General features: G+C 72.1%; 22 protein-coding genes, 3 tRNA genes and 1 pseudogene. 10 read left to right on the top strand and 16 right to left on the bottom strand.

Going from position 1 to position 23,528, the window contains the following annotated elements; genetic code table 11:
* Positions 1-186 (top strand): annotated as a pseudogene (locus ASF82_RS05340) (hypothetical protein); the annotation flags it as partial.
* Positions 187-250: 64 nt separating this feature from the next.
* Positions 251-631: a DUF2255 family protein gene (locus ASF82_RS05335; protein ID WP_056054342.1), complete on the top strand. Its 381-nt coding sequence runs from the start codon at positions 251-253 to the stop codon at positions 629-631.
* Between the two features lie 332 nt (positions 632-963).
* On the opposite strand, the gene ASF82_RS05330 is transcribed toward ASF82_RS05335, so the two are convergent.
* Positions 964-1,365, bottom strand: coding sequence for a nuclear transport factor 2 family protein (locus tag ASF82_RS05330; RefSeq protein WP_056054338.1), 402 nt, complete (start codon positions 1,363-1,365; stop codon positions 964-966).
* A gap of 5 nt (positions 1,366-1,370) precedes the next feature.
* On the bottom strand, positions 1,371-2,168 hold the full coding sequence (locus ASF82_RS05325; protein ID WP_056054333.1) for an SDR family NAD(P)-dependent oxidoreductase: 798 nt from the start codon (positions 2,166-2,168) through the stop codon (positions 1,371-1,373).
* 53 nt (positions 2,169-2,221) lie between these two features.
* On the opposite strand from ASF82_RS05325, the gene ASF82_RS05320 reads away from it, so the two are divergent.
* Complete coding sequence (locus ASF82_RS05320; RefSeq protein ID WP_056054330.1) at positions 2,222-2,845, top strand: TetR/AcrR family transcriptional regulator; 624 nt, start codon at positions 2,222-2,224, stop codon at positions 2,843-2,845.
* A 256-nt stretch (positions 2,846-3,101) separates the two neighbouring features.
* On the opposite strand, the gene ASF82_RS05315 is transcribed toward ASF82_RS05320, so the two are convergent.
* A tRNA-Val gene (locus tag ASF82_RS05315) sits at positions 3,102-3,174 on the bottom strand.
* A gap of 59 nt (positions 3,175-3,233) precedes the next feature.
* Positions 3,234-3,707, bottom strand: coding sequence for a peroxiredoxin (locus tag ASF82_RS05310; protein ID WP_056054326.1), 474 nt, complete (start codon positions 3,705-3,707; stop codon positions 3,234-3,236).
* Between the two features lie 273 nt (positions 3,708-3,980).
* Here ASF82_RS05310 and aceE point away from each other — a divergent pair, with 273 nt between their 5' ends.
* The 6 genes from aceE (at position 3,981) to fabF (ending at position 11,684) form a co-directional block, all read left to right on the top strand.
* Positions 3,981-6,725 carry a pyruvate dehydrogenase (acetyl-transferring), homodimeric type gene (aceE, locus tag ASF82_RS05305; RefSeq protein ID WP_056054324.1) on the top strand — a complete coding sequence of 915 codons (2,745 nt, stop codon included), beginning with the start codon at positions 3,981-3,983 and terminating at the stop codon, positions 6,723-6,725.
* Between the two features lie 37 nt (positions 6,726-6,762).
* Positions 6,763-7,974 carry a CdaR family transcriptional regulator gene (locus ASF82_RS05300; protein WP_056054320.1) on the top strand — a complete coding sequence of 404 codons (1,212 nt, stop codon included), beginning with the start codon at positions 6,763-6,765 and terminating at the stop codon, positions 7,972-7,974.
* 102 nt (positions 7,975-8,076) lie between these two features.
* A complete protein-coding gene (locus ASF82_RS05295; RefSeq protein WP_056054318.1) occupies positions 8,077-8,997 on the top strand; it encodes an ACP S-malonyltransferase in 921 nt (306 codons plus the stop codon).
* The gene (locus ASF82_RS05290; protein WP_056054315.1) at positions 8,994-10,004 is read left to right on the top strand and encodes a beta-ketoacyl-ACP synthase III; all 1,011 of its coding nucleotides are present in this window, start codon (positions 8,994-8,996) and stop codon (positions 10,002-10,004) included. Before ASF82_RS05295 ends, ASF82_RS05290 begins: the two co-directional genes overlap by 4 nt.
* An 80-nt stretch (positions 10,005-10,084) precedes the next feature.
* Positions 10,085-10,333: an acyl carrier protein gene (locus ASF82_RS05285; protein ID WP_056054313.1), complete on the top strand. Its 249-nt coding sequence runs from the start codon at positions 10,085-10,087 to the stop codon at positions 10,331-10,333.
* A 112-nt stretch (positions 10,334-10,445) separates the two neighbouring features.
* Entirely contained in the window at positions 10,446-11,684 is a 1,239-nt protein-coding gene (gene fabF, locus ASF82_RS05280) for a beta-ketoacyl-ACP synthase II (protein WP_056054310.1), read from the top strand.
* A 107-nt stretch (positions 11,685-11,791) separates the two neighbouring features.
* Here fabF and ASF82_RS05275 read toward each other — a convergent pair whose 3' ends face one another.
* The 9 genes from ASF82_RS05275 to ASF82_RS05235 all read right to left on the bottom strand — a co-directional run bounded on the left by ASF82_RS05275 (position 11,792) and on the right by ASF82_RS05235 (position 20,594).
* Positions 11,792-12,283, bottom strand: coding sequence for a DUF3145 domain-containing protein (locus ASF82_RS05275; protein WP_056054307.1), 492 nt, complete (start codon positions 12,281-12,283; stop codon positions 11,792-11,794).
* 225 nt (positions 12,284-12,508) lie between these two features.
* Positions 12,509-14,164, bottom strand: a complete 1,656-nt coding sequence (locus tag ASF82_RS05270) for a bifunctional 3'-5' exonuclease/DNA polymerase (RefSeq protein ID WP_056054304.1) — start codon at positions 14,162-14,164, stop codon at positions 12,509-12,511.
* Positions 14,165-14,211: 47 nt separating this feature from the next.
* Positions 14,212-15,087, bottom strand: a complete 876-nt coding sequence (locus ASF82_RS05265; protein ID WP_082514333.1) for a DUF1684 domain-containing protein — start codon at positions 15,085-15,087, stop codon at positions 14,212-14,214.
* A 91-nt stretch (positions 15,088-15,178) separates the two neighbouring features.
* Positions 15,179-15,811 (bottom strand): FMN reductase, encoded by a 633-nt coding sequence (locus ASF82_RS05260; RefSeq protein WP_056054301.1) that lies wholly within the window; start codon positions 15,809-15,811, stop codon positions 15,179-15,181.
* A 77-nt stretch (positions 15,812-15,888) separates the two neighbouring features.
* A complete protein-coding gene (locus ASF82_RS05255) occupies positions 15,889-17,019 on the bottom strand; it encodes an LLM class flavin-dependent oxidoreductase (protein WP_056055849.1) in 1,131 nt (376 codons plus the stop codon).
* 766 nt (positions 17,020-17,785) lie between these two features.
* The gene (locus ASF82_RS05250) at positions 17,786-18,103 is read right to left on the bottom strand and encodes a hypothetical protein (protein WP_056054298.1); all 318 of its coding nucleotides are present in this window, start codon (positions 18,101-18,103) and stop codon (positions 17,786-17,788) included.
* An 89-nt stretch (positions 18,104-18,192) separates the two neighbouring features.
* Positions 18,193-18,266: transfer RNA gene (locus tag ASF82_RS05245), tRNA-Ile, on the bottom strand.
* Positions 18,267-18,295: 29 nt separating this feature from the next.
* A complete protein-coding gene (locus tag ASF82_RS05240; protein ID WP_056054294.1) occupies positions 18,296-19,534 on the bottom strand; it encodes a glycosyltransferase in 1,239 nt (412 codons plus the stop codon).
* 145 nt (positions 19,535-19,679) lie between these two features.
* Positions 19,680-20,594 (bottom strand): DMT family transporter, encoded by a 915-nt coding sequence (locus ASF82_RS05235; RefSeq protein ID WP_056054290.1) that lies wholly within the window; start codon positions 20,592-20,594, stop codon positions 19,680-19,682.
* A gap of 40 nt (positions 20,595-20,634) precedes the next feature.
* On the opposite strand from ASF82_RS05235, the gene def reads away from it, so the two are divergent.
* Entirely contained in the window at positions 20,635-21,201 is a 567-nt protein-coding gene (gene def / locus ASF82_RS05230; protein ID WP_056054287.1) for a peptide deformylase, read from the top strand.
* A gap of 178 nt (positions 21,202-21,379) precedes the next feature.
* On the opposite strand, the gene ASF82_RS05225 is transcribed toward def, so the two are convergent.
* The 3 genes from ASF82_RS05225 to ASF82_RS05215 form a co-directional block, all read right to left on the bottom strand.
* A tRNA-Asn gene (locus ASF82_RS05225) sits at positions 21,380-21,452 on the bottom strand.
* A 145-nt stretch (positions 21,453-21,597) separates the two neighbouring features.
* Complete coding sequence (locus tag ASF82_RS05220) at positions 21,598-22,611, bottom strand: D-isomer specific 2-hydroxyacid dehydrogenase family protein (RefSeq protein WP_056054282.1); 1,014 nt, start codon at positions 22,609-22,611, stop codon at positions 21,598-21,600.
* Positions 22,608-23,528 (bottom strand): ATP-binding cassette domain-containing protein, encoded by a 921-nt coding sequence (locus ASF82_RS05215; protein ID WP_255354145.1) that lies wholly within the window; start codon positions 23,526-23,528, stop codon positions 22,608-22,610. Before ASF82_RS05215 ends, ASF82_RS05220 begins: the two co-directional genes overlap by 4 nt.

Genomic DNA, 23,528 nt, shown 5'->3' with positions numbered 1-23,528 from the left:
GTGACCCTCTACGCCGGCTGGCCGAACGGCATGGCCGCGATGGGCGTCGCGAAGGAGCACTTCCACGCCGCCGCCCCCGGGGTGTTCATGGAGCACCTCGCGATGCTCGAGAACGGCGACGACCCCTCCGCCACCACCACGTGGCTCGAGCACGTCACCGACGCCCAGTTCACCGGCAAGTCATGAGAGGAGCCCGGGGCTCTCCCCACCGTTCCGCTACGAGACACGGCGCGACAAGGAGAGAACATCGATGAACACCTTCAGTGGCGACACGCTCGCGAGGATCGCCGGGAGCGACGACCTCCACGTGTCACCGTTCCGGAACGACGGTACGACCTTTGGCACGCCCACGTGGATCTGGTCCGTCGTCGTTGATGACGCCCTCTACGTCCGGGCCTACAACGGGACAGCATCGCGCTGGTACCAGGCAGCCATGCAGCAGGGCGCCGGGCGCATCCGCGCAGCAGGAGCCGAGTACAACGTGACGTTCCATGCAGCCGCAGGCGAGGCTGACACCGAGATCGATGCCGCCTACCTCGTCAAGTACTCAGGTAGCCCCTACCTGCCTTCCATGGTCACAGCCAAGACGATCGCTGCGACCGTCGAAGTCAGGCCTCTCTCGGAGAGCTGACGAGTCCTCGAGCGCGTCCCACGGAACAAGGAGACCCTCGCGACCGAGACGTCCCCGAATCGACCCGCAGCCGCCTGCGACCCCCCTCGCGTTCCGACATCGGTCTCGTCGCCGGCGGACGGCACGGACGATCAGATCGGCGCCGAGCCCGGTAGAGCACCCGTGCTTCGAGACGACGACCACGGGGTCGGCGGTGCGGACGACGTCGTCCTTGGTTGTGCACCCCCGCTTCGCGCTTCAAGGAGGAGGCGGTGACATTCAGCTCGACCTACCTAGGCCTACACATTCCGCGGTCCACGAAAGGGGCTACACGCCAGGCGGGCATGTTCTGATCAGCGGGTCGGCATGAAGGGTCCCCCATATTCGCGGAGGTGGCTGATGCGTCCTCCACGGAGGGTGATGACGGAGACGTAGCGGCGACGGAGACGGCCGTCGCGGTCCGCGCGTCGGAGGACCGCCTCGTATTCGCACACCATCACGGCGGGGTCCTCCGTCGCACGCACGGCGTCGAAGATCACCTCGTCGAACCAGAGGAAGCTCTCAAGGCTGGCGGCCATGGCTTCGATCGCTGGCCGTCCCACGATCGGCGACGCGTCACCGGCTCCGTCAAAGGGCACGTCGATGACCGCATCCTGGTGGAACAAATCCGGGAAGGACGTGATGTCCTGGTCGATGCGGCCTTCGAGGGCGGCGACGAACGCCTCGACAGCAGGAGCGAAGTGTGGGGTCTGCACGGCGTTCAACCCAGCCGGACATTGGCGATGCCGCCGTCGATGTCGAGGACCGTGCCGTGGGCGTAAGACGCCTCGTCGGAGACGAGGAACCTGACGGCGAACGCGATGTCGACCGGGCGCACGGGCGTCCCGGCGACTGTGCCTCGGGTCATCTCGGCGAGGGCGTCGGCCGCGGCGGCGTTGCCCGGGGTGGCGGTGGCACCCGGCGCGACGGTGTTGACGTTCACGCCGCGGGGACCGAACTCGGCCGACCAGGTGCGGGTCATCTGTTCTAGGGCAGCCTTGGAGGCGGTGTAAGCCGCACCGGCAGGGATGCCCACCCGTGACATCCACGATCCGATGTTCACGATCGCCCCAGTGCCTCGTTCGGCCATGGCGGGTGCGAGTTCCGAGACGAGCACGTGCGGCGCCCGGATGTTCGTCGACAGCACCGCGTCGAGGTCGTCGTCCGCGAGCATCGCAGTCGGCAGCACCGGGTAGACGCCCGCGTTGTTGACCACGATGTCGACCCGCCCACCGAGCGCCGCAGTCGCCGCGGAAGTGAAGCTGCGGAGCTCGGCGTAGCTCCCAGAGAGGTCTGCGGGGACGGCGTGGGCGACACCCCCGGCGGCGACGATGGTGTCGACGACTGCCTGGGTGCGATCGACGTCGCGACCGCTGACGACGACCCTTGCGCCAGACGCGGCGAGGACGCGTGCGATGGCCTCACCGATGCCGCTCGAGGACCCGGTCACGATCGCGGTGCGACCGGCGAGTCGAGTGTCAGAGGGAAGGGACTGGAGAACGTCAAGATTGGACTGCATGGTCCATTCTTAGCAGTAGTGGACCCGTTGGTCCAGTCGGGTATCTTCGTGACATGGATGAGACGAAGCTCACCGAGCGTGGACGTCAGACTCGGCAGCGCATCATCGAGGCGACGGGAGAGCAGATCCTGGCCTCGGGGATCGGCGGGACGACGCTGGACACGGTGCGAGCTGCCACCCTGACGAGCAAGAGCCAGCTGTTCCACTACTTCCCCGGCGGGAAGACGGAGCTCGTCCGAGAGGTCGCCGCATGGGAGGGGCGGCAGTTGCTCGCAGCCCAGGAGCCTGAGATCCACGACCTCGGCTCATGGGGATCGTGGGAGCGATGGCGATCGGGGCTGGTGGACTACTACATCGGCCGCGGCCGCTGGGCCTGCCCCATCGGATCACTCGCGACCCAGGCGGCAGCCGTCGATGCTGAGCTTGACCGAACCGTAGCCGAGGGGATGCGAGCGTGGCGCAGCGCTCTCGCTGACGGTGTCGTGAAGATGCGAGCGACGGGGCTCGTCGCAGGGGTCGCAGATCCTGAGCGAATTGCGGTGTCCATCCTGGCGGCGATCCAGGGCGGACTCGTCCTCAGCCAGCCGGAACGATCAGCATGGCCACTGGAAGCCGCCCTCGATTCAGCCCTCGCAACACTGCACGATGCAGCCACTACGTCTGATGACGCGGAATGAGGAGCGGCCTTCGCGCCGCCTGCATGACCGTAACTCGAGGCATGACGACAGGCCGAAGAGGCCGGGAGAACTGCCCGAGCAACACCCCCAGCTGCTCGTCGCATCCTTTCCGTCACGACCCGTTGCCTCTTCGCCTGCCGAACCTCGGAAGTCGCGCATCGGCTCTACCGACATCACACCAACACTCAGACCGAGCCAGGCATCCGACCGAGTGCCGCCCGGTCATCGAACGGCGCCTGATCGGGCAATTCCAAGGTGGGCCCTGCCGGGCTCGAACCGACGACATCCACGGTGTAAACGTGGCGCTCTACCAACTGAGCTAAAGGCCCCTGCACCGCGGGTGCGCGGCGGGACGATGGTACCGCGGCCGAGGCCGGGCCCCGTCGCGTCAGGCGGGGACGGGAACCAGCGCGTCGAGTGCCGTGCGGTAGTCGTCGATCGAGCGGGCCTGGCCGGGCTCGGTGACGAAGTGCTCGCGGATCACGCCGTCGACGTCGATGAGGAAGGTGGCGCGCGTCGCGAAGCCCTTGTGGTCGAGGAACACGCCGTACTCCTTCGAGACCTCGCCGTGCGGCCAGAAGTCGGCGAGCATCGTGAAGTCGTAGCCCTCGTCCTCGGCGAACGCCCGCAGCGTCGCCTTCGAGTCGACGGAGATGCCGATCAGCTCGACGCGGTGGTCCTGGAACATCGACAGGTTGTCGCGCAGCGTGCACAGCTCGGCGGTGCAGGTGCTCGAGAAGGCGAGCGGGAAGAAGACCAGCGCCACGGGCTTGACGCCCCGGAAGTCCGAGAGCCGGACGTGCTCGCCGAACTGGTTCGGCAGGTCGAAGTCAGGTGCCTGGATGTCGTTCTCCAGAGCCATTGCGCGTTCCTCCCTCGTCGGCTCGGTCGGCCGGCGATGACACGATCGTCGATACTACGCCGGAGGCGCGTGGCCGCAAGGCCGTTCGCCCGCGGCGTGCCGACGGCCGGCTCCCGACGCCTCCCAGCGGCTGCCGAGCCTCCGTCGGCGGAGGCAACTAGACTCGACCAGTCAGACGCCGACGACTGCCGTTACCCGGCCGTGTCAGCCCTGGCGTCTGCCTGCCCGAGACGGGTGGCAGCTGATGTCAACCACGAGTGATAGAGGTCAAGGGTGACGGTAAACGACCAGGATCCGTACACGGTCGACAAGGCCGATCGCGATCCGGAAGAGACCGCCGAGTGGCGGGAGTCGCTCGACTCCCTCGTCGCGACGCAGGGCCACGAGCGCGCGCGCGAGATCATGAAGAGCCTGCTGACGCGGTCGAGCGAGCTGCACCTCGGCGTCCCGATGGTCCCGAAGACGGACTACGTCAACACGATCGCCCCGGAGGACGAGCCCGAGTTCCCCGGCGATGAAGACCTCGAGCGCCGGTACCGCCGCTGGATCCGCTGGAACGCCGCCGTGACCGTGCACCGTGCCCAGCGCCCCGGCATCTCCGTCGGCGGCCACATCTCCACCTACGCCTCCTCCGCCGCGCTCTACGAAGTCGGCTACAACCACTTCTTCCGCGGTCAGGACGCCCCCGGCGGCGGCGACCAGATCTTCTTCCAGGGCCACGCCTCCCCCGGCATGTACGCCCGCGCCTACCTCGAGGGGCGCCTCGGCACCGAGCAGCTCGACGGCTTCCGTCAAGAGAAGTCGCACCACACCGGCGGCCTCAGCTCCTACCCGCACCCTCGCCTCATGCCCTCGTTCTGGCAGTTCCCGACCGTGTCGATGGGCCTCGGCCCGATCAACGCGATCTACCAGGCCCAGGTCGCCAAGTACCTCACCAACCGTGGCGTCAAGGACGCCTCCGACCAGCAGGTCTGGGCCTTCCTCGGCGACGGCGAGATGGATGAGGTCGAGAGCCGCGGCCAGCTCCAGGTCGCCGCGAACGAGGGGCTCGACAACCTCAACTTCGTCATCAACTGCAACCTGCAGCGCCTCGACGGCCCCGTCCGCGGCAACGGCAAGATCATCCAGGAGCTCGAGAGCTTCTTCCGCGGTGCCGGCTGGAACGTCATCAAGGTCGTCTGGGGCCGCGAGTGGGACGACCTGCTCGCCCGCGACACCGAGGGCGCCCTGCTCAACCTCATGAACACGACGCCCGACGGCGACTTCCAGACGTACAAGGCCGAGAGCGGCGCCTACGTCCGAGAGAACTTCTTCGGCCGCGACCCCCGCGCGCTGGAGCTCATCGAGGACTTCACCGACGACCAGGTCTGGAACCTCAAGCGCGGCGGCCACGACTACCGCAAGGTCTACGCGGCGTTCAAGGCGGCCTCCGAGCACAAGGGCCAGCCGACCGTCATCCTGGCGAAGACGGTCAAGGGCTACGGCCTCGGCCCGTCGTTCGAGGGGCGCAACGCGACCCACCAGATGAAGAAGCTGACGCTCGACAACCTCAAGCAGTTCCGTGACGAGATGCGCATCCCGGTCTCCGACGCGCAGCTCGACGAGAACCCCTACCAGCCGCCGTACTACCACCCCGGCGACGGCGACGAGGCGATCCAGTACCTCCACGAGCGCCGTCGCGCGCTCGGCGGCTACGTGCCGGAGCGCCGCTCGAAGTACACCCAGGTCGCCGTGCCCGAGCAGAAGTCGTACGACGTCGTCAAGAAGGGCTCCGGCAAACAGGAGGTCGCCACGACGATGGCCTTCGCGCGCCTCCTGAAAGACCTCCTGCGCTCGCCCGACTTCGGCCACCGCATCGTCCCGATCATCCCGGACGAAGCACGCACCTTCGGCATGGACGCCTACTTCCCGACGTCCAAGATCTACAACCCGAACGGCCAGCACTACACGTCGGTCGACCGTGAGCTCCTCCTCGCCTACAAGGAGAGCCCCCAGGGCCAGCTGCTGCACGTCGGCATCAACGAGGCCGGCGCGTTCGCCGCCTTCACGGCCGTCGGCACCTCGTACTCGACCCAGGGCGAGCCGCTCATCCCGGTGTACGTCTTCTACTCGATGTTCGGGTTCCAGCGCACCGGCGACGCGATGTGGGCCGCCGGCGACCAGATGGCACGTGGCTTCATCATCGGCGCCACCGCGGGCCGCACGACGCTGACCGGCGAGGGCCTGCAGCACGCGGACGGCCACTCGCTCCTGCTCGCCTCAACGAACCCGGCCGTCGTCTCGTACGACCCCGCGTTCGGCTACGAGCTCGGCCACATCGTCAAGGCGGGCATGGACCGCATGTACGGCTCGACGGAGGACGGCTCGCCGGCCCACTCCGACCCGAACGTCATGTACTACATCACCGTCTACAACGAGCCGATGGCCCAGCCCGCCGAGCCCGACGACCTCGACATCGACGGGCTGCTGCACGGCATCTACAAGCTCAAGGGCGCCGACAACCTGGGCCCGCGCGCCCAGCTGCTCGCGTCCGGCGTGGGCGTGCCGTGGGCCCTGGAGGCGCAGCAGCTGCTGGCCGACGACTGGAACGTCGCGGCCGACGTCTGGAGCGTCACCTCCTGGAACGAGCTGCGCCGCGAAGGCCTCGCCGCCGAGGAGCACAACTTCCTCAACCCCGGCGCCGAGCAGCGCACCCCCTACGTCACGGAGAAGCTCCGGGGCAGCGAGGGTCCGTTCATCGCGACCAGCGACTTCATGGCCGCCGTGCCCGACCAGATCCGCGAGTTCGTGCCCGGCGACTACCTGACGCTCGGTGCCGACGGCTTCGGCTTCTCCGACACGCGCGCCGCGGCCCGTCGGTTCTTCAAGATCGACGGCCCGTCGATGGTCGTCCGCACGCTGCAGGCCCTGGCCCGCCGCGGCGAGGTCGACCCGAGCGTCGTCCAGCAGGCGATCGACCGCTACCGGCTGCACGACGTGACGGCCGGCACCAGCGGCAGCGCCGGCGGGGAGAGCTGACCGCGACGTGAGCGCTGAGCGGGTGTCGCACTCGCCCATGGAACCGTCCGCCGCCACGAAGGAGCGCACGCTCGCGTGGCTGCGGACGGTCTCGGGCGAGCTGTCGACGGCGACGATCAAACGCCTGGAGGAGACGCTGCCCTGGTACGGCGACATGCCGCCCGGGCGGCGCTCCGCCGTGGGGCTCGTCGCCCAGGCCGGCATCACGTCGTTCATCAGCTGGTTCGACAACCCCCAGTCGACGCCCTGGATCGCCGCCGACGTGTTCGGGGCAGCTCCGCGCGAGCTGCTCCGGAGCGTCAGCCTGCAGCAGACCCTGCAGCTGATCCGCGTGACGGTCGAGGTCGTGGAGGAGCGGGTCAAGGACGGCGACGACTCCCTCCGCGAGGCGATCCTGCTCTACTCACGCGAGATCGCGTTCGCCTCGGCGGACGTCTACGCGCGGGCCGCGGAGGCACGCGGCCTCTGGGACGCCCGGCTCGAGGCCCTCGTCGTCGACTCGATCCTCAGCGGCGAGTACGACGACGAGCTGCCGAGCCGGATCGCGGCGCTCGGCTGGCACGGGCACGGCGAGGTCTCCGTCCTCGTCGGCACGGCCCCGAGGATGCTCGACGTCGACATGCTCCGGCGCACGGCCCGGCACCTCGAGGCCGACGTGCTCATCGGCGTGCAGGGCAGCAGGCTCGTCCTCGTCATCGGCCGCGCCGAGCAGGTCGTCACCGACGCGGACGGCGAGACGGCCGCCCCCGACCGCCGGACGTCGTTCACGGAGATCGCCTCGGCCCTCGAGCCCGGCTTCGGCGACGGGCACCTCGTCCTCGGCCACGAGGTGCCCAGCCTCGTCGACGCGTCCAAGAGCGCCAAGGCGGCCCTCGCCGGCTTCGCGGTCGCGCGGTCGTGGCGAGCCGCGCCCCGACCCGTCCTGGCCGACGACCTCCTGCCCGAGCGGGCCCTCGCCGGCGACCCCGTCGCCCGGTCGACGCTCGTCAACCGCGTCTACAAGCCGCTCAAGAACCACTCCACCGAGCTCCTCACCACCCTCTGGTGTTACCTCGACAACGGGCGCTCGCTCGAGGCGACGGCCCGTGAGCTCTTCGTGCACCCGAACACCGTGCGCTACCGCCTCAAGCGCGTCTCCGACGTCATCGGCTGGGACGCCACCGGCGCCCGGGAGGCCCTCATCCTCCAGAGCGCGCTCATCCTCGGCTCGATCGCCGACCACGACGCCCCGGTCACGCGTCGCCGCTGACGAGCCCAGGAGGCGGGGCCTCGTGGAGATCGACAAGGCTCGTCGCGATCTTTGGTCGAGTTGCTACACCACGGCCCACGGTGTCGAGGGCATGATGGAGCAGTGATCGTTGTCGTAGCGCCCGGGCAGGGCTCCCAGTCCCCCGGCTTCCTCGCCCCCTGGCTCGCCGACCCGGAGAGCCGCGGCCTCCTCGAGACGCTGAGCACCGCCTCCGGCCTCGACCTGGTCGCGCACGGCACGACCTCCGACGCCGACACCATCCGCGACACCGCGGTGGCTCAGCCGCTCATCGTCGCCGCCGGCCTGCTCACGGCGCACGCCCTCTTCGCCCGGGTCGACCGCGGTCGTGTCGGCGGCGTCGCCGGCCACTCCGTGGGCGAGTTCACGGCCGCAGCGGTCAGCGGCGTCCTCACCGACGAGGAGGCCGTCCGCCTCGTCGCCGAGCGCGGGCGCGCCATGGCCGCCGCCGCGGCCCAGGTCGAGACCGGCATGAGTGCCGTGCTCGGCGGCGACGCCGACGAGCTCACCGCCCGCCTCGCCGAGCTGGGCCTGTCGCCCGCCAACTACAACGGCGGCGGACAGATCGTCGTCGCCGGTGAGCTCGCCGGCCTCGCGGCCCTCGCCGAGCAGCCCCCCGCCAAGGCCCGGGTCGTCCCGCTGCAGGTGGCCGGCGCGTTCCACACGCGCTTCATGGAGCCGGCCGTCGAGGCCCTCCGCACCGCCGCCTCCTCGGTGACGCCCGCCGACCCGACGCTCCGCCTCTGGACCAACCACGACGGCACCGTCGTCACCTCGGGCCCGCGCTTCGTCGACCTGCTGGTGGGCCAAGTGGCCTCACCTGTCCGCTGGGACGCCACGATGGAGTCGTTCGCGGCGGAGGGCGTGACCGGCATCGTCGAGCTCGCCCCGGCCGGCGCCCTCACCGGGCTCGCCAAGCGTGCCCTCCGCGGCGTCCCCAGCGTCGCCGTCAAGACCCCCGACGACCTCCAGGCCGCCGTCGACCTCCTCGAGGGAGCAGCATGACCACCCCCCAGATGAACCAGACCACCGGTGCGGCGTACACGCGCATCCTCTCGCTCGGCGCCGCCCGCGGCGAGAACGTCGTGCCCAACGCCGACATCATCGAGCCGATCAACTCCTCCGACGAGTGGATCCAGCAGCGCACCGGCGTGATCACCCGGGTCCGCGCCTCGAAGGACGTCCACGTCGTCGACCTCGCCGAGACGGCCGCCCGCCAGGCGATCGAGCGCGCCGGCATCCGCCCCGACCAGATCGGGGTCGTGCTCGTCTCGACCGTCAGCGGCGGCGTGGCGACGCCCTCCGTCGCCACCCTGCTCGCCGAGCGCATCGGCGCGAACCCCGCCGCGGCGTACGACATCAGCGCCGCCTGCGCCGGCTACGCCTACGGCATCGCCCAGGCCGACTCGTTCGTGCGCAGCGGCCTCGCCGAGCACGTGCTCGTCGTCGGCGCCGAGAAGCTCAGCGACATCATCGACCCGACCGACCGCACCATCTCGTTCCTCCTCGCCGACGGCGCGGGCGCGGCGATCGTCGGCCCGAGCGACACGGTCGGCATCTCACCGACGGTCTGGGGCTCCGACGGCAGCAAGTGGGACGCGATCGGCATGACGTCGACCATGCAGGAGTACCGCGAGGGCGCCGGCGAGGTCGCCTGGCCGACGCTCCGCCAGGAGGGCCCCACGGTGTTCCGCTGGGCCGTCTGGGAGATGGTCAAGGTCGCGAAGCTCGCCCTCGAACGAGCCGGCGTCACGAGTGACCAGCTCGCCGCCTTCGTGCCGCACCAGGCCAACATGCGCATCATCGACGAGTTCGCGAAGCAGCTCGGGCTGCCCGACACCGTCGTGATCGGCCGCGACATCGCGACCACCGGAAACACCTCGGCCGCCAGCATCCCGCTCGCGACGCACCGCCTGCTCGAGGAGAACCCCGAGCTCAGCGGCGGCCTGTCGCTGCAGATCGGCTTCGGCGCGGGCCTCGTGTTCGGCGCCCAGGTCGTCGTCCTGCCGTAGCGCGCCGCGCCTCCCCCTCGCCCCCGCCTGTATAGGCTCTACCTCGGTCACCACGACACCCCCTCAAGGAGAACAACACCATGGCACTGTCCACCGAAGAAGTCCTCGCCGGCCTGGCCGAGCTCGTCAACGACGAGACGGGCATCGCGACCGACACCGTCGAGATGGACAAGTCGTTCACCGACGACCTGGACATCGACTCCATCTCGATGATGACGATCGTCGTCAACGCAGAAGAGAAGTTCGACGTGAAGATCCCCGACGAAGAGGTCAAGAACCTCAAGACCGTCGGCGACGCCGTCACCTTCATCACCAAGGCGCAGGACTAACGACGTCGCGGCCCGGCCCGGCCCCCAGGGGCCGGCCGGGCGCACCCGTTCCGCCGCTCTCCGTCGCGCCCCTGCACGGCCGGGCGACAGCGCCACTCCAGGGAGAACCGTCATGACCAAGAAGATCGTCGTCACCGGCATCGGTGCGACCTCGCCCCTCGGCGGCACCGCCGTCGACAGCTGGGCCAACCTCCTCGCCGGCCAGTCCGGCATCACGACCCTCGAGCAGGACTGGGTCGCCAAGTACGAGCTGCCCGTCACCATCGCCGGCCAGGCGCGGACGCCCTCGGCCGACGTGCTCGACCGCCGCGAGACGAAGCGGCTCGACCCCTCCAGCCAGTTCGCGCTCACGGCCGCGCGCGAGGCCTGGGCCGACGCGGGCTCCCCCGAGGTCGTCCCCGAGCGCTTCGGCGTCGACTGGGCCACCGGCATCGGCGGCGTCTGGACCCTCCTCGACGCCTGGGACACCCTCCGGGAGAAGGGCCCCCGCCGGGTCCTGCCCATGACCGTCCCGATGCTCATGCCCAACGGCCCCGCCGCGGCCATCTCCATGGGCCTCGGCGCCCGTGCCGGCGCCCGCACCGTCGTGTCGGCCTGCGCCTCCAGCACCGAGTCCATCGCCAACGCGTACTCGCACCTCCAGCAGGGCCTCGCCGACATCATCATCGCCGGCGGCTCCGAGGCGGCGATCCACCCCATGCCGCTCGCGTCGTTCGCGGCCATGCAGGCCCTGTCGAAGCGCAACGACGACCCGGCGACCGCCTCGCGCCCCTACGACGTCACCCGCGACGGCTTCGTCCTGGGCGAGGGAGGCGCGGCGCTCGTCCTCGAGACCGAGGAGCACGCGCTCGCCCGCGGCGCGAAGATCTACGCCGAGCTGATCGGCGGCGACGTGACCAGCGACTCGTACCACATCACCGCGCCCGACCCCGAGGGCTCCGGCGCGGCGCGTGCCGTCGTCGCCACGCTCGAGGCCGCCGGCGTCGAGCGTGAGCAGGTCGTGCACGTCAACGCCCACGCCACGAGCACGCCGGTGGGCGACATCGCCGAGTACCGCGCCATCAAGCGCGTCTTCGGCGACCACACCTCGAAGCTCGTCGTGTCGGCCACGAAGGCCGCGACCGGTCACCTGCTCGGCGGGGCCGGCGCGATCGAGGCGGTCTTCACCGTCAAGGCGCTGCAGGAGAAGATCGCTCCCCCGACGATCAACGTCACGCAGATGGACGACGAGATCGACCTCGACGTCGTGCTCGGCGAGCCGCGTCGCCTCCCCGACGGCCAGATCGTCGCGATCAGCAACTCGTTCGGCTTCGGCGGCCACAACGCGGTCATCGCGTTCCGCTCGGTCTGACCGGCGCGACGCGCCCCGACGCGTCGTAGCGAGCACGACGAAGGCCGGCACCCGCGAGGGTGCCGGCCTTCGTCACGTGACCCGGGAGGCGCGGGTCGGCTGAGCGGTCAGCCCACCTTGTGCAGCCACACGACGGGGTTGCCCTCGCCGCTGTGGCGGAACGGCTCGAGCTCGTCGTCCCACGCCTGCCCGAGCGCGAGCCGGAGCTCGCGGTGCAGCTCGAGGGCGTTGGAGCCCGCGATGTCCATGGCGTACCGGATGCGGTCCTCGGGGACGACCGTGTTGCCCGCGGTGTCGGTCTGGGCGAAGAACACGCCGAGGTCGGGCGAGTGCATCCACCGCCCGCCGTCGTTCTCGGCGCCCGGGTCCTCGGTCACCTCGTAGCGGAGGTGCTCCCAGCCCCGGAGGGCAGAGGCGATTCGGGCACCCGCGCCCTCGTCTCCCTGCCAGGAGAACTCGGTGCGCTGGGAGCCCTTCAGCACGGGCTGGTCGACCCACGCGAAGTTGACGGCGTGCCCGAGGGCACGACCGACTGCCCACTCCACGTGTGGGCACAGTGCACGAGGGGATGAATGCACGTAGAGCACTCCCCGAGCCATTGCAGCAGCCACGATTCCTCCATTCGGTCAGGTGCGACTTCCCCATCGACCTCTCGAACGGTGCAGCGCGGCTGCGATCGTTGCTCTCGTGCGTGTTCAGTTGTGCGCGGGCGAGCCCGCTGGGGAGATCATCGCAGATGCCGCCCGTGCATCACAACCGTGTAACAGCTGTGCGCCCGGGCGCGTCGGCGTGGGCGGACGAGGCGCGCGCCGCGGGCCGGCCCGTCACTTGGCCTGCGAGTAGTCGTCGACGACCGCCACCGTGAGCGGGAACCGCACCGGCGCCGACCCGAAGAGGAGGCGCCCGGCCTCCGCCGCGGCCTCGGTGACGATCTCGGCGACCTCCGCCGCCGCCTCCCGCGGGGCCTGCAGCACGACCTCGTCGTGGAGGAAGAAGACGAGGTGGGGAGCGCCGTCGCCGAGGTGGCCCCAGCGGTCGTGCACCCGGGAGCGCAGCGCGCCCATCCAGCACAGGGCCCACTCCGCAGCGGTGCCCTGGACGACGAAGTTGCGCGTGAAGCGGCCCCACGAGCGCGCGTCGCGGTCGACCGCGGCGCGGGGCATCTCGGGCGGCAGCTCGTCGGCGGCGTCGGCCGGCGAGGGCGAGGTGCGGCCGAGGAGCGTGCTGACCACGCCGCCCGCCTCGCCCGTCCGCGCCGCGTCCTCGACGAACTGCATCGCCTGCGGGAACCTCCGTGCCAGCCGGGGCACGAGGCGCCCGCTCTCGCCCTGGGTCGCACCGTACATGGCGCCGAGCATCGCGACCTTCGCCTCGGCGCGGCTCGCGACGGCGCCGCTCGCGACGATGCCCTCGTAGAGGTCCCCCTCCCCCGCGGCCGCCATCGCCCGGTCTCCGCTGAGGCCGGTGAGGATGCGCGGCTCGAGCTGCGAGGCGTCGGCCACGACGAGCGACCAGCCCGGGTCGGCCACGACGGCGCCGCGGACCGCCCTCGGCAGCTGCAGCGCGCCTCCCCCGCTCGTCGCCCAGCGACCGGTCACGACGCCGCCCGGCACGTAGTCGGGGCGGAACCGGCCGTCGCGCACCCACGCGTCGAGCCAGGCCCAGCCGTTCGCGACGAGCAGCCGCTGCTTCTTCTTGTACCGCAGCAGGGGCTCGACGACGGGGTGGTCGTGCCGCTCGAGCTCCCACTTGCTCGTCGACGCGGCCATGACGCCGGCGCCGTGCAGCGCCCGGACGAGCTCGGCGGGCGAGTCGGGGTTGAGGTCGGGCGCCCCGAGCGCCTCGCGCACCTCGGCGAGGTCGGCGCGCATCCGGCTCGGGCGCTCGCCCGGCGCGGGCCGCGGCCCGAGGATCTCGGTCAGCAGCCGGTGGTGCACGACGGGCGACCAGGGCACGCCGCGGTGGCGCATCTCGACCGCGATCAGGGCCCCCGTCGACTCGGCGGCCGTCAGCAGCTCGAGCCTGCCCCGCCCCTCGGCGGCCTCGATCGCCGCGCGCTGGCGGGCGAACTCGGCCGCGGGGTCGGGGAGGGACTCGGGCAGGACGTCGAAGAGCCCGTCGCGCGGGGACTCGCTCGCCTGGGGCACGTCCCACGGCCCCCGAGGGGCCCCGTGCAGCTCGGAGCCGACGGTGGCGGCCGAGGCCCGCAGCAGGGCGTGGCACAGGCGCAGGTCGACGCAGCGGGCGACCCGGACGCCGGCCTCGAGGAGGCGCGGGTACCACCGCGGGGTGTCGTCCCAGACCCAGCGGGGCCGCGACGCGACCTCGGGGTCGGCCTCGCGCCTCCTGACCACCTCGGCGAGCTCGCCGTCGGCGACCGTGCGGGAGGGGCCGGGGGCGAGCGCGGCGCCCGGGGCCTCGCGGCTCCACGGGGTCAGCTCGACGTCGCCGTCGTCGAGACGGCGGACGAGGATGAACACCCGTCGATCTTGCCACCTGACGGGAGCCCGCCCGGCCGCGCCCCGCGCTACTCGTGCAGCGGGGCCCCGGCCGTGTCGAGCACGGTCTTCTCGCCCGCCTCGACCGCGACCGTGAGCCGGTTCTGCGGCGGCGGCACCGGGCAGTTGAACGCGTAGCTGAAGGCGCAGGGCGGCAGCACCGCCCGGTTGAAGTCGAGCACGATCGTGCCGTCGTCGGACGGCGTCGGGAAGAGGAAGCGGCCGACGGAGTAGGTGCTGTCGCCGGTCGTGCCGTCGGAGAAGACGAGCTGGAGGCGGTCGCCCTGCCCGGCCGGGAACGCGACGAGCTCGTGGTCGACGCCGCCCAGGGTGACGCGGATGACGCCGGGCAGCGGCTTCGGCCGGCTCAGCTCGAGGTCGGCCTGGTGGCGGATGTCGACCTGGGCCCCCTCCTCGCTGCGGACGAACTCGGCGGTGACGACCCAGGCCGGGTCGTGGGGGAAGGCGTCGATCTCGCCGAAGCGGCCGATGTCGGGCGACGCGGCGTCCCAGACGCGGAGCGCCCAGCTCGTGCGGTCGTCGTTCGCGACCACGGTGCCGGTGACCGTGTCGGAGAACCGCACGCTGCTCGGGGTGATCGCGTCGTCCCCCGAGACCAGCACCGATCCGTCGACGAGGTCGCCGTCGACCACGATCCCGTCGGAGGCGGCGGCCGTCACCCGCAGGCCGGAGACGCCCGCGGGGGTCGGCTCCCACGTGCCCGGCACGCCCCAGATCGGCTGGGGCGAGTCGACCCACTGCGTGTTCACGAGGGCGAGCGGGCCGCGGGTGCCGACGACGTGGGCGTGCCGGAGAGCGCGGAAGCGCTCGAGCTCGGCGGCCGCCGACGCGGAGTCGGGCTCGAGAGGCACAGCGTCGGGGGTGCGGGGCGTGGTGTCGGCCATGGGTCCTCCTGGGTCTGTCGGGGTGAACCTCGCGGGGCGTCCGATCATGCCCCACGGCGCGGCGCGGAGGGCCGTGCCGCGGCGCGGCGGGCTACGGCGTCGTGTCGCCGCCGAGGCGGCGCAGCTGCTCGGCGAACGGCACGACGTCGGCGAACGGGTCGTCGCGCTCGGTGTCGTGGCGGGCGACGAGGGCGGCGAACTCACCGGCGGCGCGGCTGACGCGCTCGGGCAGGCCGGTCGTCGTCTCGTCTCCCCCGCCCCAGTCCTCCGACGCGGCGAAGACGGCCGTCGGCGACACGACCGCCCGCAGGTACGAGAACAGCGGCCGGAGCGCGTGGTCGAGCACGAGCGAGTGGCGCGCCGTGCCCGCGGTCGCCCCGAGCAGCACCGGGGTCCCGCTCAGGGCGTCCTTGTCGAGCACGTCGAAGAACGACTTGAACAGGCCGCTGTACGACGCGGTGAACACGGGAGTGACGGCGATCAGGCCGTCTGCCCGCGCGACCTGCTCCAGGGCCGCGGCCAGCGCCTCCGGAGCGAACCCCGTGAGCAGGGCGTCGGTGATCTCGTGCGCCAGGTCGCGCAGCTCGACGACCTCGACGCGCGCGGGCGTCCCGCCGGCGAGCAGCTCGCGGGCGGTCGCCTCGGCGAGGCGGTCGGCGAGCAGCCGCGTGGAGGAGGGCTGGCTGAGCCCGGCGCTGACGACGACGACGGTCTTGGTGCTCACGGGGTGGTGCTCCTGTCTGTGGTGCTGGTGCTGGTGCTGGTGCTGGTGCTGGTGCGTGCCGGGGCTCCGGCCGGCGCTCAGCGCGCGGTGGCGACGGGGTCGGCCTCGCGGAGCGCCTGCGCGTCGAGCGCGGCGGCGTCGGCCGCGGCCACCCGCGAGGCGTGGGTCGGCGCGTCGGGCACGCCGGGGGCGCGCCGAGCGTCGAACTCGGCGCGCAGCACCGGGACGACCTCCTCGCCGAGGATGTCGAGCTGCTCGAGCACGGTCTTCAGCGGCAGCCCGGCGTGGTCCATCAGGAACAGCTGACGCTGGTAGTCGCCGACGTACTCGCGGAAGCCGAGGGTGCGGTCGATGACCTCCTGCGGGCTGCCGACCGTGAGGGGCGTCTGCCGGGTGAAGTCCTCGAGGCTCGGCCCGTGGCCGTAGACGGGGGCCTGGTCGAAGTAGGGGCGGAACGCGGCCTTGGCGTCCTGCGAGTTCTTCCCCAGGAAGACCTGGCCGCCGAGGCCCACGATCGCCTGGTCGGCGCGGCCGTGGCCGTGGTGCTCGAAGCGGGTGCGGTACAGCTCGACCATCTGCTTCGTGTGCGAGGCGGGCCAGAAGATGTGGTTGGCGAAGAAGCCGTCGCCGTAGTACGCGGCCTGCTCGGCGATCTCGGGGCTGCGGATGGAGCCGTGCCACACGAACGGCGCCACGCCGTCGAGGGGCCGGGGAGTCGCGGTGAAGCCCTGCAGGGGCGTCCGGAAGTGCCCCTTCCAGTCGACCACGTCCTCCGTCCAGAGCCGGCGCAGCAGCGCGTAGTTCTCGATCGCGAGGTTGATGCCCTGGCGGATGTCCTTGCCGAACCAGGGGTAGACCGGGCCGGTGTTGCCGCGGCCGAGGGTCAGGTCGACGCGGCCGTTCGTGAGGTGCTGGAGGGTCGCGAAGTCCTCCGCGATCTTGACCGGGTCGTTGGTCGTGATGAGCGTGGTCGAGGTGCTGAGCGTGATCGTCTCGGTCTGCGCGGCGATCCAGGCCAGGAGGGTCGTCGGGCTGGAGTTCACGAAGGGCGGGTTGTGGTGCTCGCCGGCGGCGTAGACGTCGAGGCCGACCTCCTCGGCCTTCTTGGCGATGGTGACCATCGCCTCGAGGCGCTCGTGCTCGGTCGGGGTCCGCCCCGTGGTCGGGTCGGTCGTGATGTCGCCGACGCTGAAGATCCCTAGCTGCATGGTGTCCACCCTAGCTCAACTGCATGCGTTTGCATGTAGTTGTCCGAACGCGCGCCTCCCCCGCGGCATTCCCGTCCCACGGGTCCTCTCTCTCGACCGCGTCGCCGGCTCCCGCCCCGCGCTCGGCGCCCCCCGTCGGCAACTCCCGCTCCCCGCTCCCACCCCTCGTGTCGGCAACTCCTGCTCCCTGCCTCCGACACCGCGACTCCCCCGCTCCGCGCACCACGAGTCAGGAGTTGCCGACCGAGCACGAGGGGCCCCAGAGCACCCACGGACGAGCCCCCGCGCCAGCCGTGTCCGGCCACCTCGTCATCGCCGGGCACGCCCTCCACGGCCCGCCCTGTCGGCAACTCCTGCTCCCTGCGTCCGACACCGCGACTCCACCCGCTCCGCGCACCACAGCGCAGGAGTTGCCGACCGAGCGCGGCGATCCCGAGACCAGCGAGGAGTCGCGGTGGACGGAGGCGTGCCCCGTCGCGCACCCGACGCACCGGGGCCCACTCGATCGGCTCAGGTGTGTGGGCAACTCCTGCTCGGGCACGCCCGTTCCGGCCGACGGGGCCGCTCCGGGGCACGGAGCAGGAGTTGCCGACAGGCCGGAGGGCGGCAGACGAGACGGGAGGCGGGCGCTCGGACGAGGAGGGTCGCGGACGAGGAGGGTCGCGCACGAGGGGTCCGGTCGGGGGCCCGGAGGTCGTGGAGGGAAGGACGCCGCCCTCCGGCGCGGACGGGGCGCCCGAGCAGGACGAGGAGAAGGAGGAGCGGGTCAGGCCAGCGGGGGCGCGAGGCGGAGGAAGCGCTCGGCGACCTGGGCACGCTCGACGGGACCGTCGCCGTCACGGTCGATCTGCGGCGAGTCGAACTCGACCCACCAGGTGCGGGCGGACCCGCCGATGGCGGAGACTCCCTGCCAGGCCGAGCCACCGGCCCGGAGCACCACGCCGGTGGGGCCGTAGGGGAAGGGCGACGCGGCGTCCTCGTCGGAGTCGAGCACGTACACCTGCGCCCCGATGCCCATGCGGGCCGGGCCGGCCGCGGGGCCGTCGTCGTCGGACTGCAGGTCGCGCGGTCGCCTCGTGAACATGCGCACATCGTGCCACAGGCACCTCAGCGCGAGGCGCGAGACGCGAGGAGCGAGACGCGGCGCACGACGACGCACCGCATCGACACCAGTAGGGCGGACGGGACTTGAACCCGTGACCGATCGATTATGAGTCGACTGCTCTAACCGGCTGAGCTACCGCCCCCCGCCGACCCGTCGGGCCGCCGAGGCGGGTCAGGCCGGGTCGACCTCGGTGGTGGGTGCCACCGGCTGACCACGATACAGCCCCTCGAACACGCTCAGCGTGCGCTGGATGTCGTGCCCCTGGATGACCCGCAGGCTGGCCCGCCGCATCGCGAGGTACTCGTCGTCGGGGAGGGTCAGCACCCGGGTCAGCTTCGCCGCGAGGTCCCGGCTGTCGCCGGGCCGGAAGAGGTGCCCGTTGACGCCCTCCGTCACGAGGTGCGGCAGCGCCATCGCGTCGGCGACGACGATCGGCAGGCCGGACGCCATCGCCTCGAGGCTGGCGATGCTCTGCAGCTCGGCGATCGAGGGCATCGCGAACACCGTGGCGTCGGTGAGCGTCTGCCGCAGGTCGTGGTCGGAGAGGTACCCCGCGAACGTCACCCGGTCGGAGAGGCCCAGGTCGACGGTCAGCTGCTGCAGCTGCTTCATGAGGTCGCCCCCGCCGACGATCGTCAGCGTGGCGCCGAGGGCGGGGTCGAGCTGCGTCACGGCCCGCAGCAGCACGTCGATCTGCTTCTCGGCGGTGACCCGGCCGACGAACACGATGCGGTTCTCGGCCGGGCGGTCGGTCCTGGCGGTGTAGTCGGCCGCGTCGATGCCGCACGAGACGGCGAGCACCCCGTGCACGTCGACGGCCTGCTCGAGGAAGTCCGCGGCGGCCTGGGTCGGCGTCGTGATCGCCTCGACGCGGCGGAACGTCGAGCTCGCGTCCTTCCACGCCAGCGCGACGGCGGTGGCCCGGAGCCCCTGGGGCAGCCCGGTGTGCTCGAGGAGGTTCTCGGGCATGAAGTGGTTCGTCGCGACGGCGCGGATGCCGAGGCGGTTCGCGACGCGGACGACCGCGCGCCCGACGACGATGTGCGACTGGATGTGCACGACGTCGGGCTTCACCTGCGCGATGACGCGCTCGGCGTTGCGCTGCGCCCGCCACGGGGTCGCGAAGCGCAGCCAGTCGTGCAGCGGCCAGCGCGTGGAGTACAGGCGGTGGACGGTCAGGGTCGTGCCGGCGTGCTGCTCGAGGAACGTGCCGTGGCGACGCGTGGCCGCCGGGGCCAGCACGTGCACGTCGTGGCCACGGTCGGCGAGCCCGACGGCGAGGCGCTCGGCGAAGTTGGCGGCGCCGTTCACGTCGGGCGGGAAGGTGTCGGCGGCGATCAGCACGGTGAGGCGGGCGTCGGAGTCGGCCTCCGGGCGGGTCGGCGCGGCGGGATCGGGGGCGTCGGTCACGTCTCGGGCGTCCTTCGTGAGGCTCGGTGGTCAGGTCGAACGGTGGTCGGGTGAGGCGCGGGTCAGGCCGAGGAGGCGCGGGTCGTGCCGAGGAGGCGCGCGTCCGGTGAGCGGCCCGCTCCCGTCGCGGCGTGGCCACGCTAGCTCAGGTCTTCTTCACGGGCTGGTATTTGGCCAGCTGGAACACGCCGTAGACGGCGACCGCGCCGGCGAGCAGGAAGAGCACGACGGCGACGGCGGGCGCGGTCGCGGCCTCCCCCAGCACGACGATGCCGATCGTGACGGCGATGATCGGGTCGACCACCGTGAGGCCGGCGATGACGAGGTCGGGCGAGCCCGACGAGTAGGCGTTCTGCACGAAGTACCCGCCCAGGGCCCCGGCGGCGAGGAGCATCACGAGGCAGACCACGCTGAGCCAGTCGAACTCCCCCGCCGTGATCCTGTTCAGGACGACCTTGGCGAGCGTCGCCACGAAGCCGTAGAGCACCCCGGCCCCGATGATGTAGAACAGCGCGCTGCGGCGACGGCGCAGGAGCACGAACGCCCCACCGAGCAGGGCCCCCACGACGAGCAGCAGCACCAGCACCGTGACGAGCTGCGGGGTCGTGATCGCGCTCTCCGTGGCGGTGAAGGCGGCGACGGTCGCGAACAGCCCGATGCCGCCCACGCAGATCGCGATCGAGCGCTTGACCCTGCCGGTCAGCCGACGCCCCGTCACCCTGGCGTTGACGAGGGCCGTGACGACGAGCGCGACGGCGCCGAGCGGCTGCACGACGAGGAGGGGCGCGATCTTCAGGCTGGTGAGCTGGAAGACGATGGCGAGGCCCAGCATGGCCGTTCCCATCACCCACGAGGGCCGCCCGAGCAGGGCGAGCACCTGGCGCACCGACATTCCGCTGTGCGCCGCGCCGAGCCGGTGCTCGACCTTCGCGACGCCCCGGCTCTGCAGCTGCGCGCCGATGGACAGGAAGACGGCGCCGACGAGGGCGAGCGGGATGCCGAGCGCCTGGTACGGGGTCAGCGAGACCTGGGCGGTCAGGTCCCCGAGGTCAGCGCTCACGCGACCACGGTAGCGGGCGTGTCGTCGATAGTCTGGACGAATGGCCGTACGTCCCATCTCGATCACGGGTGATCCCGTCCTCCACCACCGCGCCTCCGAGGTGCTCGACATCGACGACGAGCTGCGCACGCTCGTCGCCGACATGTTCGAGACCATGGACGCCGCTCCCGGGGTCGGCCTCGCCGGCCCGCAGGTGGGCGTGGGCCTGCGCCTCTTCGTCTGGTCGTGGATCGACGACGACGGCGGCGACCAGCGCGGCGTCGCGATCAACCCGACCCTGTGGCAGAGCCCGCTGACGATCGAGCCGCTCGACGACGAGGGCGAGTCGGAGGGCTGCCTGTCGATCCCGGGCGAGCGCTTCCCGCTGCGCCGCGCCGACAGCGTGCTGCTCCGGGCCACCGACCTCGACGGGCGGCCGTTCGAGATCGAGGCGGTCGGCTGGCTCGCCCGCATCTTCCAGCACGAGTACGACCACCTCGACGGCGTGCTCTACGCCGACCGTCTCGAGCACCCGTTCCACAAGGCGGCCGTCAAGGCCGTGAAGCGCGCGAGCTGGGGCGTGCCCGGCAAGACCTGGCTGCCGGGCGTCGACCACCTCGACGACTGATCGGCGTCGTCCTCAGACGACGGCACGCCGGGGCCGGCCCGCGACGCGGTGCTGACCCCGGGGAGTCGCGGGCTGGCTTCCGCAGGCCCGCCGCACCAGCCAGGCCGGAGGGGCCACGAGCCTCGACACTCCCCCAGGAACGTGAAAAGGCCCAGCGGGTGGAGCCGCTGGGCCTTCGCTCCCCGACTTGGACTCGAACCAAGAACCTGCCGGTTAACAGCCGGCTGCTCTGCCAATTGAGCTATCGAGGAATGGCAACTGCTGCGAACCTGAGTTCTCAACAGCGGGTCCAACTGTAGCGCACATCTGACCTCCGGATGAACACCGGGCGCGCGCCGGGCGCGTCGCGCCGCGGCCCCTGCCCCCACCGCCCGCGGGCGGCCGTGGGACCGGACCTCAGTAGCCGGCGCGCGGGTCGACGACCCCCGCGAAGTCGCCGTCGCCGGCCAGGGCGCGCACGTTGTGGCGGATGCGGCCCGCGAGCAGCGGCGCCGTCATCTCGGGGGTGTCGGCCTGGTGCGGCGTCACGATCGCCCGGGGGTGCCCCCAGAGCGGGTGCCCGTCGGGCAGGGGCTCGGGCGACGTCACGTCGAGGCCGGCGCCCCAGAGACGCTCGTCGTCCAAGGCGGCGACCAGCGCCTCCGTGTCGACGAGGTCACCGCGCGCGACGTTGACCAGGACGGCCCGCGGAGGGAGCAGCGCGAGCCGCCGGGCGTCGACGAGGCGCGCCGTCTCGGCGGTCGAGGCCGCCGCGAGCACGACGACGTCCGCGTCGGGGAGCACCTCGTCGAGCTGCTCGACGGTGACCGTGCGCTCGGCGCCCGCCACGGGCTCGGCCGACCGGCGGACCATCGTCACGCGGCACTCGAAGGGCGCGAGCAGCCGCAGCAGCTCGCGCGCGATCCCTCCGGCGCCCACGACGACGACCCGTCGGCCGTACAGCGAGACGCCGCGCTGCTCGGTCTGCCACGAGGTGGCCTGGACGCGCGAGGGCACGACCCGGAGCAGCGAGAGGACGAGCATCAGGGCGTGCTCGGCGACCGGCTCGGAGTACGCGCCCTTCGCGCTCGTCCAGAGGGGCCGGGGGGCGTCGGCGTGCCGGGCCAGCACGTCGGAGAAGGCGTCGACGCCGGCCCAGGGCAGCTGGACCCACTCGATGCCGGGATGGGCGGCGAGTGCCGCGTCGAGGCCGGCGACGTCACGGTACGACAGCCAGATCAGGCCGCGCGTGTCGGGGCCGAGCGGGACGAGCGTGCCCCCGGCCTCCTCGACCGCGGCCACGAAGACCGGGGACTCCCGCGGCGCGACGGTGACGGCGCCCGGGCGGGGTCGGCGGTCGGCGGGCAGGGCGGCGACCACGTCGGTGGAGCGGTGCCCGCGGGCGACCGGAACGTCAGCGCCCCCGGTCATCGCAGGTCTCCCCCGGCGATCTGCCCGGCATCGCCGTCGGCCTCGCCGAGCGGGCCGGCCGAGCCGACCGCGCCGCTCGACCCCCGTCGGATGACGTCGATCGGCGACGTCCGCGCGAGCACCTTCACGTACGGGTCGACCCCGTCACGCAGCACCTCGTCGATCTGGCCGTGACCCACGAGACGGCCCCCGCGCATCACCGCGACCCGGTCGGTCACGGCGCGCGCCTCGGCCACCGACGAGGTGACGACGACGGCCGAGAACTGGCGGTCCTCGTGCAGGTTCTTGATCACGTCGAGCACGGCCTGCCGCACCAGCACGTCGACCCCGCGGGCGGGCTCGTCGGCGACGAGCAGGCTCGGCTCGAGCACGAGCGACCGGGCGAGCGCCACGCGCTGCCGCTGGCCCGAGCTGAGCTCCCACGTCTGCTTGAGCATGACGCTGAGCGGCAGGTGCACCGCGTCGACGAGCGTCGACGTCAGACGACCGGCCTCCCGTCGGTCGAACCGCTTGTCGCGGAGGTAGATCGGCTCGGCGATGGCCTCCCCCACGGTGAGGTCGGGGCTGAGCGCCTCGCCGTCGTCCTGCGCGAGGTAGCCGACCACGGCCGTGAGCCGGTCGCGACGACGCTGCGACGCCCGCAGGAGGTCCTGGCCGAAGACGCGGGCGGCGCCGCCGACGATGCGGGGCCGCCCCTCGGGCGCCCGGCCGCGGCCGACGAGGCCCGCCAGGGCGAGGGCCAGGGTCGACTTGCCCGACCCGCTCTCGCCCAGCACGGCGATGATCTCACCGGGCGCCACCGAGAGCGTGACGCCGTCGACCGCGCGCAGGGCGGGGCTGCCGGCGCGCGCCGGGTACTCGAGCGAGAGGTCGTCGGTCGCGACCGGTCGCGACAGGTCGAGGTCGAGCCCCGCCAC

The sequence above is a fragment of the Frigoribacterium sp. Leaf164 genome (assembly GCF_001423665.1).
In the GTDB taxonomy this organism is placed as follows: domain Bacteria; phylum Actinomycetota; class Actinomycetes; order Actinomycetales; family Microbacteriaceae; genus Frigoribacterium; species Frigoribacterium endophyticum.
This window is presented reverse-complemented; position numbering and strand designations above follow the sequence as displayed.

What these genes read in the sequence shown, in the direction of transcription:
- fabF (WP_056054310.1), top strand. Translation starts at nt 10,446, where the DNA reads ATGACCAAGAAGATCGTCGTCACCGGCATCGGTGCGACCTCGCCCCTC.
- ASF82_RS05275 (WP_056054307.1), bottom strand. Translation starts at nt 12,283, where the DNA reads ATGGCTCGGGGAGTGCTCTACGTGCATTCATCCCCTCGTGCACTGTGC.
- def (WP_056054287.1), top strand. Translation starts at nt 20,635, where the DNA reads ATGGCCGTACGTCCCATCTCGATCACGGGTGATCCCGTCCTCCACCAC.
- ASF82_RS05310 (WP_056054326.1), bottom strand. Translation starts at nt 3,707, where the DNA reads ATGGCTCTGGAGAACGACATCCAGGCACCTGACTTCGACCTGCCGAAC.
- ASF82_RS05220 (WP_056054282.1), bottom strand. Translation starts at nt 22,611, where the DNA reads ATGACCGGGGGCGCTGACGTTCCGGTCGCCCGCGGGCACCGCTCCACC.
- ASF82_RS05250 (WP_056054298.1), bottom strand. Translation starts at nt 18,103, where the DNA reads ATGTTCACGAGGCGACCGCGCGACCTGCAGTCCGACGACGACGGCCCC.
- ASF82_RS05285 (WP_056054313.1), top strand. Translation starts at nt 10,085, where the DNA reads ATGGCACTGTCCACCGAAGAAGTCCTCGCCGGCCTGGCCGAGCTCGTC.
- ASF82_RS05255 (WP_056055849.1), bottom strand. Translation starts at nt 17,019, where the DNA reads ATGCAGCTAGGGATCTTCAGCGTCGGCGACATCACGACCGACCCGACC.
- ASF82_RS05300 (WP_056054320.1), top strand. Translation starts at nt 6,763, where the DNA reads ATGGAACCGTCCGCCGCCACGAAGGAGCGCACGCTCGCGTGGCTGCGG.
- ASF82_RS05265 (WP_082514333.1), bottom strand. Translation starts at nt 15,087, where the DNA reads ATGGCCGACACCACGCCCCGCACCCCCGACGCTGTGCCTCTCGAGCCC.
- ASF82_RS05325 (WP_056054333.1), bottom strand. Translation starts at nt 2,168, where the DNA reads ATGCAGTCCAATCTTGACGTTCTCCAGTCCCTTCCCTCTGACACTCGA.
- ASF82_RS05335 (WP_056054342.1), top strand. Translation starts at nt 251, where the DNA reads ATGAACACCTTCAGTGGCGACACGCTCGCGAGGATCGCCGGGAGCGAC.
- ASF82_RS05290 (WP_056054315.1), top strand. Translation starts at nt 8,994, where the DNA reads ATGACCACCCCCCAGATGAACCAGACCACCGGTGCGGCGTACACGCGC.
- ASF82_RS05320 (WP_056054330.1), top strand. Translation starts at nt 2,222, where the DNA reads ATGGATGAGACGAAGCTCACCGAGCGTGGACGTCAGACTCGGCAGCGC.